Here is a 13,657-nt window from a genome sequence, read left to right as displayed (position 1 = left end):
CTATCGTTGGTTTTTTGTTGTCTTGGAGCCTGGCGATAGCGTTAGTACATTCAAGAGGACGATGAGGAAAGGTCTATCTAGGGCTTAAAGACGACAGTTGTTGTGTACGCCATCAATATCGTTCAGGCCACACCCACGGGACCAATATCGTTTGAGTACCTTTCCATACTTCGTAGGTATCTCAGAGGATGTGAGGTTTTTTATTCGAAGCTCTAACCATCAAACTACAAACCTTGTAAATACATGTTTTAAAATGACATTTAATAAAAAAATAAATTGACATACTGACAACCGTCGTTAGAACATATTTTCCTTTTGCCCGTTAGGTCGATATCAAGAATTTTCTTGGCCATAACGGTCACGCGTTCATCTCTATGGAAGTAACCACTGTTTTCAACTTGCGACAAAAGGATAAAAGGAGGAGGTGAGGAGAGAAAAAAGGTCGAGCCAAAGAGAACAACTTTTACAAATTTCTGGCATTACTAATGCTCACCCTCTCTTATTGGCTATCTCATGGATAAAGAGAATTGATAAAAATAGGCAATAGCGAGGACATCTGACTACCTTACGAATCCATTAAGCAAAAACACCCCACTAAATCGAATATGTTGTTGAGCTTGACAACCTATTCAACATCTTTAAATTAAATATTATTAATTCAAGAGATAAAGCCACAAATATCCTCTTCAGAATTTGTGGCTATTTTCAGTAGCAGCGAGTCTCTAGAAAGGGTAGATCACTGGAGTATCCATAACGCTAACCCATTGAGACTGCGTGAACTCCTCAAGGTTAGAAGGTCCACCGAACCGTCCAGAATTACCTGAATCTCCGAAGCCGCCGAAAGGAACATGAAACTCATTATTAACGGTTTGATCATTAATATGAATCATGCCTGCAGGCACTCTGTCTGCAAGTTTCATGGCTCTACCTATGGAGCGAGAATGAATGGCAGCGGCTAAACCGTAAGATGAAGCTGCTATCATCTCAACTAGTTCATCCTCATTAGAGAAAGTTATCACCGGTGCCACTGGGCCAAATAACTCCTGCTGGAAAGCAGGCATATCAATACGAATATTACTTAGCACGGTAGGCCGATAAAACTGACCATGACTATGACCACCAGTAACTAGCTTAGCGCCTGCATCTATAGATTCAGCGATGATCTTATTAATTTTTTCAAGCTGGCTAGCGTTAATTAACGGGCCAATATCCGAATCTCCAAGATATGGATCTGCTACCCTAAGACGCTCGGCACGCTCGGCTAAACGGCTGACATACTCTTCTGCAACACTTTCGTGGACAAAGTGCCTACCCGCCTGCATACATATTTGGCCCTGATGGAGATAGGCCCCCCAAGCGCCATGGGATGATGCCGCCTCGATATCAGCATCATCAAGCACGATAAATGCATTGTTTCCCCCCAGTTCCAAGGCGGACTTTTTGAGCAATTCTCCGCACGTTTTGCCTATCTTTTTTCCTATATTTGTGGAGCCAGTAAAGGAAATCATAGCAGTTAATGGATGTTCTACTAACGCTTCCCCGGCCTTCGCGCCGCCAGGAATGACTTGCAGTACGCCAGGAGGCAGTCCGGCTTCTTCGAAAAGCCTAGCGATCAAAAGACCTCCCGTTACCGCACTTTGAGGGTCCGGTTTTAAGACAACGCTATTGCCCACTGCTAGCGCAGGCGCTACCGAACGCATGGCCAGCAGCAGTGGAAAATTCCAAGGAGTGATAACACCAACAACACCCAATGGGACACGTCGACATGTGTTGCGCCGACCAGGAATAGTTGAGGGTAAGGTAACACCATCAGGCTGCATCGTCATGGCAGCCGCCATATTCAATTGTTCATGGGTCGCATAAAGTTCAGCTTCCGCTTTAGCTACAATAGAGCCGCACTCTCGAATATTCCACTCAATAAATGTATCTTTGTGCTGAATAATCAACTCAGCTGCTCGGCGTAAAATTTTGCCCCGCTGATCGAAAGGCAGGCTAGCCCAATGAGGTTGTTGTTTCTTTGCTTCCGTAACGGCTGAACGGATGTCATCACCACTATCTAGCACGATCTTAGCTAAAACATTGCCTGTTGCTGGTTCAACAACGTCACTGCTTCCTTCTGTGGAGTCAAGCCAACCATTTAGGTAAATCTTGTTGCTGAGCTTTTCTGCGCAAAAGAACTTACTCATTGTAATTTTTCCTTCTAAATATTTCTGAGCAATCAATTAGATTTTTGCTTTTCGAGCTTGACCTATTTCAGACCAAACCGCCCATACCGCTGTGATAATGGAGACAACGATAAAAAATAGTGGTATTGGTCGCGTCAGCAAAGGTAAATAGCTACTGCCATATACAACTAGCCCACTGCGTAAACTCTCCTCTGCCATTGGGGTCAAAATAAAGGCAATGATAAATGGGCCAAGTGGAACTTTTGCACGCACCAGAATGTAACCTAAACAGGCAAATCCACACATCGTTATTACGTCAAAAAGCCGGCCAGACACTGAGTAAGCGCCGATAAAGCAGAAAATAATTATAGGCGGTAACAGCCAAGCTTTATCAACATACATCATCCGAGCAATCAATGGAGTAGCAAACCACATAACCACCAACATGATGAGATTAGCTGATAGAACGCCTGCGATGATGGTATAAGCGACCCCCGGACTCTGAACAAACAAGAGTGGGCCTGGGTTCAGATTATGCATTACCATTGCCCCTAGAAGAATTGCGGTCACAACTGAACCAGGTATTCCCAAGGTAATCAGAGGCACCAATGACCCTACAGTTCCGGCATTATTAGCAGATTCAGCAGCGACGATACCTTCACTGCAACCACTGCCAAACTTTGAGGAATTTTTTGACAACCCTTTAGCTACGGAATAGGAAGCAATTGAGGCCGTTGTCCCCCCAATGCCAGGAAGAATACCAATCCAAGTGCCAATAATGGAAGATCTAAAAAAATTCCAAAAATTTTCTTTAAATTCTTTAGCACTAAAGGTTACCTTATTAGAAACACTTGCCTTCTGAATAACACTTTCACTTTTCTTACCGCTATCGATCATCACTTGACCTAGTACTAAAAGCCCCAACATAACAGGCAATAAATTAAAGCCATTGTCCAACTCTGCGATGTCAAATGTTAGCCTTAGCGAACCTGAAATAGGATCAATACCCGGTAGTGCAAACAGAGCACCAAGTACCGCTGCAAGAAGCCCGTTTATGAAACTTCCTTTAGAAATAGCAGAGATAAGAGTAAGAGCTACTACTGCCATGGAAAAAATTTCATAGGGACCGAATCGAACTGCCAAAGTCGAAAGCAATGGCGATAACGTAGTTAACACCAGCCATGCGAACATACCGCCTATAAAAGAAGCGATAACACCAAGGCCTAGAGCACGCGCTGGCTCCCCTCGTTGCGCCATGGGAAAACCATCTAACGTTGTCATAATGGCAGACTCAGTGCCTGGCATTCTCATCAATGTGGCACTAATTAAGCCACCGGTTGTTGAGCCAATGTACATTGCAACCAACAGTATAAGAGCATCTGTTGCTTGCATGTAATAAGTCATAGGTAGAGCCAGTGCAATCACCATAGCACCGGATAATCCTGGTACTGAGCCGATTAATATTCCCACCACGGTTCCGAGCAGCACCCACATCGTTCCCGATAGTGAAAAGACCTCAAGATATGCGCCAATCATAATTATCGCCTATTAAAAAATCAAAAATTAAAATACAAGATATCATTTACGACATAATCCAGAGCGAGTGAGAATGCTATTAAAGAAATACACTGAATAGCAAATTCTACCCAACCATTAGGTCTTTTAAGAAAAGCCATTGCTGATAGCATGAACATAAAAGCACTGATCCAGAATCTCACATTAAAAACACAAACCAAAACTAAAAAAACGATAAAAATAAGCAGCATTAAAAAAGATTTTAAAAAACTCAGCTGACCTTCACCATCATCTCCTCTACCTTTTATTAATGTATTTTTGTCTAAAAAAATTCGGAATATCTTTAAGACGACTAGAAAAATAGTAATGGAGGCTATACCACTTGGGAAAGCGGCGGACCCCATAGGCTCGTATATAGGATCCGGAAGCCCACTTGCACTGATAAAAACTGATACACCAATTATCAATGACAGAACTAAAAAACTAACTTCATATCTGAGCCTGAATATAGTTATCATTGGGCTCTCCAAGGAGTTGGGCCATAAAGAGGAAGCAGGAACATGCTTACTTCCTCTTTTAACTTATGACTAGTTATTAGATAAACTACCTTTTACCGTATCGGCAACTTCAACAAATGAAGCATATTCTTTATCGACAAGGTCACGCAGCTCTTCCCCCCTGACGATTTTCAATACTTCGCCGGACTCTGCTAGATATTGATGCACTTCTTCGCTGTTAGCTGCTGCTTCGATGGTATCCGCCAATACGTCAATATGTTCTTGTGGGGTACCAGCAGGTGCCCAGTAACGTCGATTTAAGCAAGCTGTTACGTCATAACCCTGTTCTTTTGCCGTTGGCAAATCAGGCGCAAATTCATAACGCTCATCCCCTAATACCGCCAGGGGCCGTACTTTTCCCGTCGCCCGCTCTAACCATAAAGGAGAGAGCAATGCCATCTGTGTAAAACCACCTTGCAATGAGGTAAATCTAGCTGACGTAGCTCCGACAGGAACAATCGGCCACTGAACACCAGCTGCATTCATCAGCTGAGCGGAAGGAAAGTGAGTAGCTCCACCAATATCGTCAGCCTGACGGAAGTTGCCAGAATTTTCGTTAATATCACTGAACATCTCATCTAGATTGGTATAGGGAGAGTCCTCATTAACCGCAACAAACATACAAGCTTCGCTGACTTGTATGATGGGTTCAAAATCGTCTGGCGTGTAATTGACACGTTCAATAGCGGATGCAGCGAACATTTCTTGGTGTATTTGCAAAATGGTGTAGCCGTCAGGGTCCGCTGCTAACAACTGTCGCGTACCTACAGCGCCACCCGCCCCAGGAGCATTCACAACCACAATGGGCTCTGGGATCAGATTGTTGTTATTAGCAAATAACTGAATAGCACGTGCCAAACCATCCGTCCCACCACCCGCGCCAAAAGGAACAATCAGCCGAATCGGTTGGGTTGGATAACTTTCCGCTGCGAGTCCTGTAGAGGCGCTTGTTATCGCTACCGTTGTTAAGAGAGCTGCCATCAGAGGTTTCATAACTATTTTCCTATTATTATTGAATTATTATCCAGGTGTGAGCTAACACTTAGTAATTACTTTCCCATTCCGCGTGAAGTCGGCATCTTGGCCAGCTCTTTTAATGCATCTTGCTTTAATGTAAAGCCAAGACCTGACTCACTGGGAGCATGTAAGAAACCGTTCTCTGGCTTTGGTAAACCAGTGAAAATTTGTTCCAGGCATTGGACGGCGAAAATATGGTACTCGACCATCCCACCGTTTCTTACGCCAGCGTGTAAATGAAGATTATGGAAGGGCCATGCCCCCCCATTGTCTATCCCGGTGTTAAACGCTTCTGCCATGCCCGCAATCTTGGCGCACTGTGTATAGCCCCCACTAATGGCTACATTAGGCTGCAGAATATCCAGAGAGTCGTTGAGCAGCAGCTGCTTGAACTTTGATGACTGCCCTTCATTCTGGCCACCTGCTAGTGGAATGCGAGTTCGAGAGCGCAACTGGTTTAGCTGCTGAGGGTCATTACCGATTAAAGGCTCTTCAAAGAAAGAAATATTGTACTCTTCAACCCGTTCAGCTAGCCAAGCGGCATGATAAGGGTCAAGGTTACAGTTGGCATCAATGAAAATTTCAGCTTCTTCGCCTATCGTTTCCCTGAGGGTCTGGACTCGGCTAATATCGCTACGAATGGCTTCTAATATTGGCCTGGGCTCATCGCGACGTTTAAGTGCATTGTGGCCCACAACCATCTTAAATTTATTAAACCCCTTGGCCTGCCAATTTTTTGCCACCTCCGCCAATTGATCGTTGTCAAAGAAGTCGAAACCGATGGTCGCGTAGGTGATGACTTTGTCGCGGGCTCCTCCTAATAGCTTCCAGATTGGTTGGCGTAGCGCTTGACCCTTGATATCCCATAGCGCAATGTCCACAGCTGCTATCGCGTGGCAGGCATAGCCTGATTGGCCGCGCGGCGTCAGCAACCAATATAATTTATTCCAGACTCTATCTGTACAAAGGGGATCGTCACCGTTTATTGCGGGTGCAATAATATTGTTGATGGTAAACGCGATGACTTCTTCTTCCGTAATAGCCGTCATACCCACGCCAACCAGACCATCATCCGTGGTTACCTCCACCACGCAAATGCCGAGTGTGGCTTTTTTAGTTTCTCCACAGGAGGTAAACTCTGCCGGTACATTAACAGCTGTCGCTTTAACATCTACAATTTTCATAAATTAAATACTCCTACTGTTTATTATTAAGAGACGTGCTCAACTAAATCACTGGTTAGCTGATTCACTGTGGAGCAGCCCAATTGCTTCATATATCCCTCAAACTCTTCCTTGAGGATAGTCAGCGCTTTAAAAGCTCCTTCCTCGCCTGCCACAGCGAGTCCGTAAAGAACAGCACGTCCAATTAGTACTGACGAAGCCCCCAGAGCTTTAGCTTTGGCAATATCTCTTCCACGGCGAACCCCTCCATCCACTAAAATATGCCCCTCAAAATTGCTTGAACTTATTTTTGCAAGTGCATCCACAGGACTCATCGTTGCATCTAACTGCCGTCCACCATGATTTGAAAGAACAACACCATCAATGCCATATTGCCGACATTTATCAATATCTGCCTGATGCAATATGCCCTTTAAAATGATTTGGCCAGGCCACAAATCACGGATTATCGCTAGATCTTCCCAGGTAAAGCCGGCATCCATAGATCGACTAAGTAAAGCGGCCCGGGCCTCGGGAGAAAGCTCCTCATTGGCTAAGTTGCCAAGTTTAGGAGTACCGTGCTTTAAATAATTCATCGTCCAAGATGGGTGGGTGACACCATCAAAAATCGTTTTTAAGTTGTAGCGCATAGGTAAACCAAAACCATTCTTTAAGTCCCTTTCGCGCTTACCGTTAAACACAACGTCTGTCGTAATAATTAGCTTGCTATAATCGAGGCTTTTTGCACGTTCCACCAAACTGGTTGCTAGCGTCTTCTCAATTACATAGAGCTGGAACCAGCGCTCTCCTTCAGCTTGCGCAGCGACCGCTTCAAGCGAGTCACTTGAAGCAGTTGACAGTACAAAGGGAATACCTACACGAGTGGCAGCACGAGCCAATGCTATATCACCGTTTGGCCAAAATAGTGAATTCAGGCCTGTCGGGGCGACTACACCAGGAAAAGATGCCGGACTACCGAGAATTTCCGTTGTTGGATCAATCTCTGTGAGGTCAACTAAGCGACGTGGCTTGAATTTCCACCGATCATAGCTGGTATTATTTTCAGTTAGATCGTGTTCATCTTCTGCACCACCCTCGAGATAATCAAAGACGATCTTAGGAAGTCGTGACCGAGCCGCTTTTCGCATGCCTTTTATGTTATAAATTTTATTTAAGCGTGACATCCTTACATTCTCTCAATAGTAGCTTCGATGAGTACAGGCACCTTACTAGCAATAGCATTATCAAAAACATGGGAAAATTCTGCACGAGTAGAAACCCTATGCGCTGCGATACCGTAGCCTTCAGATAGCTGAATAAAATCGACGCCATCTATTTCAATGCCTGGTACATTTTGAATCTTGAATTGTTGGCTAAACCACTTTAGAGCACCATAGCCGCTATTATTAATAATGATAAAAATGACAGGAATCTGATAACGTGCTGCTGTCCATAATGACGATATACTGTAGTGAGCAGAACCATCACCTATAAAAGCCACGACGGGGCGCTCCGGGACAGCCAGCTTTACACCTAGTGCGGCTGGCATAGCAAACCCAAGGCCGCCGGCAGCGGCGAAATAGTAGCTGCCTGGCTCTTCCATACCGACCCTTTCCCATAACGTAGCGATCGTGGAGGTAGCTTCATTTAAATAGACGGTATTGCGCGGTGCGATAGCATTGACGATGTCAAATATAGCACTGGAGTCAAGTTGACTTTGATCAATCTCAGCACGCTGGACAGGCTTGCGGAAATTAGGGCAATCGCCTGCCCGATCCGTTATACCCTCGATCAAACAAGTTAAAACAGCATCCACATTAGCGACGATGGCATCACCGACAGGTGCCCTAGCAGCCTCTTGGGCATCGCCAGTCACCAAGAAAAGTTGCGCATTTTCCGGCAAAAGAGTACCCGGATCATTCTGGTGATAACGAAATACCGGCCCGCCAAGCACTAAAATCAGGTCATGCCCATGCAGTTTTTCTGTAAGGCTTGCCTCACCAGCAGGAAGAATACCTGCGAAGCAGTGATGGTTAGTCGGGAAGGGGCATCGGGGGGCCGACGGCGCTACCCAAACCGGTGCATGCAATTGATCGGCGAGTAGCGCCGCTTTGCTGTTGCAGTGTAATGCATCGACTTCGGGCCCCAGCACCAGCACTGGGTTAGAAGCTTTTGCAAGTGCCCCAAGTAATGGTCTGAGCTCGTCCAAGGAAGGCGCACCAAAATGGGTAACTTTGCGCGTTGCTAAATGCAATGCATCATGAGCAATTGGTTGGTCCCAGTCATCATAGGGAATAGAAACATAGACAGGCCCCTTCGCAGGGGACATTGCTAAGTGCAGCGCACGGCTAATGGCGTGTGGCACTTCTTGGGCACTAAGCGGCTCGTAACTATCCTTCACCAATGGCATTGGTAACATGACTGCACTTGAATTTTTTAGCAATGGGTCCGAATACACCATCGTCCGCGCTTGCTGGCCAGCGGTTACCACTAGCGGGGCATGTGAATTCACTGAGTTGCTTAAAGCACCCATTGCATTTCCAGTACCTGCTGCAGCATGCAAGTTAACGAAGCCTGGCAGACCGGTAGCCTGAGCATACCCTTCAGCCATACCTATTGCGACGCCTTCATGTAGGCAAAGTATATAATCAAAGTCTTCTGGAAAGTCCTTAAGAAAATTAAGTTCATTGGACCCAGGGTTACCAAATACCTTGTTAACCCCATGCTCTCTAAGCATTTGATATACAGAATCTTTTACAGTTTTATATGATTGTTTTCCCACTAGATAAATCTCATTTATTTTATTTACCATCAACATATCACTGACTATAAATTTGAACCAATAAATACTTTTTGCTACTTTATATAGATGATATCTATATGACAGGAAAACAGATGAATCCCAAAGCAGATTTAAATCTTATTAAGATTTTTTTGGCAATATATGAGACGGGAAGTGTCAGCGGTGCCGCCCAAAGGGTTCATCTAACACAACCTTCTGTTAGCTACTCACTGTCTCGGCTTCGTTCACTATTAAATGACCCCTTGTTTCACCGGACACGTGATGGAATGCAGCCCACCTTTTCAGCAGATAAACTTTACGAAACATTTCGAACTTCTCTAATGAATATTGAACTTGCAATTGCATCAACGAGTGAGTTCGACCCATTATTATCTAGACGAACATTTAGAATTGCACTATCAGACTTAGGCGAAGTCTTCTTACTACCTATATTGATGAAAAAATTTCGTGCGATAGCGCCTAATATTTCTATTGAAGTGGTCTCTTTGGAAGTAAGTCAAGTTGAGGATTGGCTACTTAAAGGTCGTATTGATGCAGCCGTTGGAAACTTGACCTTCCTTAAAGGTAAAGTGGATTTTTTATCAATATTTGAAGAATTCTACACATGTCTTGTCTGCGCACAACATCCACGAATCGGCAAACAGCTCACACTTAGCCAGTTTCTTAACGAACATCATGTGAGTGTGTCACGAACAACAGGACATTCAATTGTTGAAGATATACTAAAAAAATTGGAAATCTCTCGCCATGTATCACTTACCATTCCACACTTTTCAGTCTTGCCTAGCATTATACCCGACAGTGAAGTAATTGTTTGCCTACCTAGCAGGGTCGCTGGAATGTTTGCAAAAAACGGAAATACTAAAGTTATGAAGATTCCCTTAGATCTCCCAAAATTTGAAGTTGGAATTTATTGGGCAAATCAACTTGAAGATACTGCAGCCCAACAATGGCTAACTCAAACAATCCACCAAACACTCACAAACATATAAAAAAATAGCACACAACACACAACACACAACACACAACACACAACACACAACACACAAAATATTTTCAACATATAGTAGAGGAAGTTAAAATTGGTACCAATCAGTTCTCATCTACCAAAAATTTTAAATTAACCATCATCCCTTTAGAATTATAATTCTATCCCTTACTTTTCACCCTTAGGCATTAAAAAACTCGCGCTGACTAGTCAGCCACGAGTCAAAGAGGTTAATAGTTAATGTGCTATAAACAGAGCAGTGTCTCAGCCGCCTGTGCTGGCCACCTCACGGGTAAAAATAAACTCGAAGTCTTTGGTTTCAAAAATGATCGAAATAATCACGCCCAGAACTAACGCCCAGAACGTGGCGCCAATACCAAGAATTTGAATGCCCGACGCGGCAATTAGAAAGGCAAACAGTGCGCCTACCTCATGCCTCCTGCCTGAAAAAGCGATCACCATCGAAGAGCTGATGACCCGCATAAGTGCCAGCCCAGCGATAATGGCAATGAAGTAACGCGGCGCTGCCTCCAGCAAGCTAACGACATAGCCGTAGAATGGCGCGGCTACTACGAAGATAGCCCCAGCAATCACCGCTGCGACCCAACGTTTGTCGTGAGCTCCCGCTTCTGGCGAAGCGCACACGCCGGTCATTGGTGCCGCGATGCACGTACTGTGTAGATTAAAGAATGACGACACCATGGTACCTAAACCACCGACAGCAGTAATCGCGTTAGCCGGGGCGTCTTTGTAGCCCATTCCCTTCACTAAGCCAACGCCTGCTGGTGTTTCCATGCCGACCAGAATAATAGCGAGTGGTAAGCCATAGGTAAGAAAAGCACCAAAGGTAAACTCGGGGATGATGAACTCAGGAAAACGTATGGTTGCTTCAATGCCTGATAGGTCAACGCCCGTTGCCATCAGATAAAGAATGCCTGCCAGCATCGCGACAACCAACGGTGGGACTTTACGAAACAGCCGTGCGGAGATGAAGAAGGCCAGGATCATGATGGAGGCTGGCACAATGGCACTTTCCAGTGGTTTCACCATGTTGAGACCAAAGCTAAGTAACATGCCGCCCACCATACCCATCACAATCGGCATCGGTATCAAGCGCATCACAATACCCATCACGCCAGTCACACCTGCGATTAAGGTAATGAGGCCAGCAATCAAGCTAGCGCCTAATGCGGCCTCCAGCCCTATCACAGGAATGACTGCTGCAAACATTAAGGCGCCGGGAATAGAGTTGGCCATTGGCAGCGGCAAGCGATAATAGGCGGGCATGAAAAGCCCAAACAAGCCATTGATCATCAAGTAACTGATGACCCAAATCATGATGAAGGAGGAATCGAGGCCGGCAGAGGTACCGGCGCTAATGTGAACCACCCCAACACTAAGCCCTAAAATTCCCGCCACTAGCCCAGTACTGGCGTTTTCGGCATTGAAGTCGCGCAGAAAATCGCGGGGCGCATGCCTTAGGCTGACGCCTTTCTCAATATGTTTCACGGTTTGCTTTTGCTCCAGGGGATTATTGTGCTTAGAGTATCGTTAACACTTTTTTAGAATTGACTTATTTAACCCGCTAATAGCCCTGGTCGCCCCCACCCACTGGCAGCACGCTACCGGTGATGTAGCTCGCCTCATCGGAAGCAAGGAACAGAATCGGCGCGGCCATCTCGTCAAGCGTGCCGTAGCGTTTCATCAGGCAGCTCTGCTTGGTCTGATCGATATGCGCCTGGAACCATGCCCGTTCGGTCTCGTTGCTAGGCTCGGGCGTGCCGCGGGAAATCCGGCGCGGCGGTGCTTCGGTGCCACCGATGGCAGCGGCAGCCACGCGAATACCAGCATCAGCGTATTCAAAAGCCAGTGACTCGGTCAGCGCATTGACCCCCCCCTTGGCCGCCGAGTAAGGGATTCGGTGGATGCCCCGCGCCGCCACGGAAGAAACATTGACGATCACGCCGCTACCCTGCGCTACCATGGTGGGCAGTACCGCGCGGCAGCACCAAAGCGTGGGCATTAAAGAGCGGTTAATCTCTGCGACAACTTGTGCTTCAGTGAACTCGGTAAACGGCTTAAAGTTAATTGCACCACCTACGTTGTTCACTAGAATATCGATACGGCCAAAGTGAGAGAGCGTCTCCTGAATCACTTTCTCGGCACCTTCATAGGTCTCTAGATCCGCTTGTACCGCGATCACTTCACACCCCTGCTGGCTGATTTCAGCCACCACTTCGTGGATGTAATCATTGCGATCTACCAGTACTAAACGTGCCTCTTCCGCGGCTGCGCGCTCAGCAACTCGCCGCCCAATTCCCTGAGCGGCACCGGTAATCACCATCACTTTGCCTTGAAAGCGGTGTGTCATGATGTACTCCCTGCTTCATTGGGGGTGAATTTCTCGTAGTGAAAGCTCTGTGGCTCAATGCCTTCCGCGTCAAAGTATTTCAGCACGGCATCAACCATTGGAGGCGGGCCACACAGGTAAACGTCCACATCACCGTCATGCATGACAGCAGCGTCCATGTGGTGGGTCACATACCCTTTACGCGGATGCTCGCTGGCTTCATCAACCACCACCGTGGCGTAGCTGAAGCTTGGCAGTTTCTCAACAAAGGCGTCTAAGGCGTCGGTCTTGACCAAGTGATCGTCTTTATTGACGCCATAAATCATATGAATGGGTGCGTCACAGCCTTTCTCAACCAATTGCGCCAACATAGACAAGAACGGTGCCAACCCCGTACCGCCAGCCAGCATCAACACCGGGCGTGTCACTTCGCGCAAGTAGAAGCTACCCAGCGGCCCACTCAGCATAAGCTTTTCGCCCACTGCGGCACGCTCAGTTAGATAACTGCTCATTACCCCATTGGGAATGTTACGAATCAAGAAAGTAGCGCGCTTCTCCCCCGGCTGTGAGCTGAAGGAGTAGGAGCGGTGTACCTCTGTACCGGGCACATCAATATGGATATATTGCCCCGGTAAGAAGGCAAGGCCTTCCTCATCATCCAGTTCAACCGCTAGCTCAATGCTATCTTCAGAGAGTTGCTCAACCGCGATGACCTTGCCTTCAACCTTGCCTACCTGTGTTTTACACAGTGTGGAGGCCACGGGCACTTGGATAACGCAGTCCGAAGAAGGCACCATCTGACACGTGAGCACTTGGCCTTCTGCAGCTTCTTCATCAGAAAGCGCGTCTTCCAGGTATTCGTCCCCCATATCGAATTCGCCCTGCTCGCAGTGGCCTTTACAGGTACCACATACGCCGTCGGAGCAGTCCATCGGCAGGTTCACTTTTTGCCGGTAAGCGGCGTCAAGAACGGTTTCTCCCTCTTTACAGCCGATGAAGCGGGTGACACCATCTTCGAAGTTGAGGGCTATGGTATAGCTCATGGTTAACTCTCCTCTCCTATCAGGTCACACGTGATACACGTCAATGACCTGATGGA

At 46.4% G+C, this 13,657-nt stretch carries 11 protein-coding genes; 1 reads left to right on the top strand and 10 read right to left on the bottom strand.

The window, feature by feature from the left end:
* Positions 1 to 722: 722 nt before the first annotated feature.
* From HVE01_RS19355 to mdlC, 7 genes are all read right to left on the bottom strand, one after another.
* Positions 723 to 2,186 (bottom strand): benzaldehyde dehydrogenase, encoded by a 1,464-nt coding sequence (locus tag HVE01_RS19355; RefSeq protein ID WP_146945443.1) that lies wholly within the window; start codon positions 2,184 to 2,186, stop codon positions 723 to 725.
* Positions 2,187 to 2,222: 36 nt separating this feature from the next.
* Entirely contained in the window at positions 2,223 to 3,701 is a 1,479-nt protein-coding gene (locus HVE01_RS19350; RefSeq protein ID WP_146945442.1) for a tripartite tricarboxylate transporter permease, read from the bottom strand.
* A gap of 20 nt (positions 3,702 to 3,721) precedes the next feature.
* Positions 3,722 to 4,198, bottom strand: a complete 477-nt coding sequence (locus HVE01_RS19345) for a hypothetical protein (RefSeq protein WP_146945441.1) — start codon at positions 4,196 to 4,198, stop codon at positions 3,722 to 3,724.
* Positions 4,199 to 4,267: 69 nt separating this feature from the next.
* Positions 4,268 to 5,230, bottom strand: a complete 963-nt coding sequence (locus HVE01_RS19340; RefSeq protein WP_146945440.1) for a tripartite tricarboxylate transporter substrate binding protein — start codon at positions 5,228 to 5,230, stop codon at positions 4,268 to 4,270.
* Positions 5,231 to 5,286: 56 nt separating this feature from the next.
* Positions 5,287 to 6,438, bottom strand: a complete 1,152-nt coding sequence (locus HVE01_RS19335; RefSeq protein ID WP_146945439.1) for a mandelate racemase/muconate lactonizing enzyme family protein — start codon at positions 6,436 to 6,438, stop codon at positions 5,287 to 5,289.
* 26 nt (positions 6,439 to 6,464) lie between these two features.
* A complete protein-coding gene (locus HVE01_RS19330; protein WP_146945438.1) occupies positions 6,465 to 7,601 on the bottom strand; it encodes an alpha-hydroxy-acid oxidizing protein in 1,137 nt (378 codons plus the stop codon).
* Between the two features lie 2 nt (positions 7,602 to 7,603).
* Positions 7,604 to 9,229, bottom strand: a complete 1,626-nt coding sequence (mdlC, locus tag HVE01_RS19325) for a benzoylformate decarboxylase (protein WP_146945437.1) — start codon at positions 9,227 to 9,229, stop codon at positions 7,604 to 7,606.
* An 83-nt stretch (positions 9,230 to 9,312) separates the two neighbouring features.
* Between mdlC and HVE01_RS19320 the strand changes: the two genes are divergently transcribed.
* Positions 9,313 to 10,212, top strand: coding sequence for a LysR family transcriptional regulator (locus tag HVE01_RS19320; RefSeq protein WP_146945436.1), 900 nt, complete (start codon positions 9,313 to 9,315; stop codon positions 10,210 to 10,212).
* Positions 10,213 to 10,472: 260 nt separating this feature from the next.
* Here the strand turns inward: HVE01_RS19320 and HVE01_RS19315 are convergent, their stop codons facing one another.
* From HVE01_RS19315 to benC, 3 genes are all read right to left on the bottom strand, one after another.
* Positions 10,473 to 11,717: a benzoate/H(+) symporter BenE family transporter gene (locus HVE01_RS19315; RefSeq protein ID WP_146945435.1), complete on the bottom strand. Its 1,245-nt coding sequence runs from the start codon at positions 11,715 to 11,717 to the stop codon at positions 10,473 to 10,475.
* Positions 11,718 to 11,793: 76 nt separating this feature from the next.
* The gene (gene benD / locus HVE01_RS19310; RefSeq protein ID WP_198350440.1) at positions 11,794 to 12,579 is read right to left on the bottom strand and encodes a benzoate diol dehydrogenase BenD; all 786 of its coding nucleotides are present in this window, start codon (positions 12,577 to 12,579) and stop codon (positions 11,794 to 11,796) included.
* A complete protein-coding gene (benC, locus tag HVE01_RS19305; protein WP_146945433.1) occupies positions 12,576 to 13,601 on the bottom strand; it encodes a benzoate 1,2-dioxygenase electron transfer component BenC in 1,026 nt (341 codons plus the stop codon). Before benC ends, benD begins: the two co-directional genes overlap by 4 nt.
* Positions 13,602 to 13,657: the final 56 nt, after the last annotated feature.

It is taken from the genome of Vreelandella venusta, from assembly GCF_007989605.1.
GTDB classification, from domain to species: Bacteria; Pseudomonadota; Gammaproteobacteria; order Pseudomonadales; family Halomonadaceae; genus Vreelandella; species Vreelandella venusta.
This window is presented reverse-complemented; position numbering and strand designations above follow the sequence as displayed.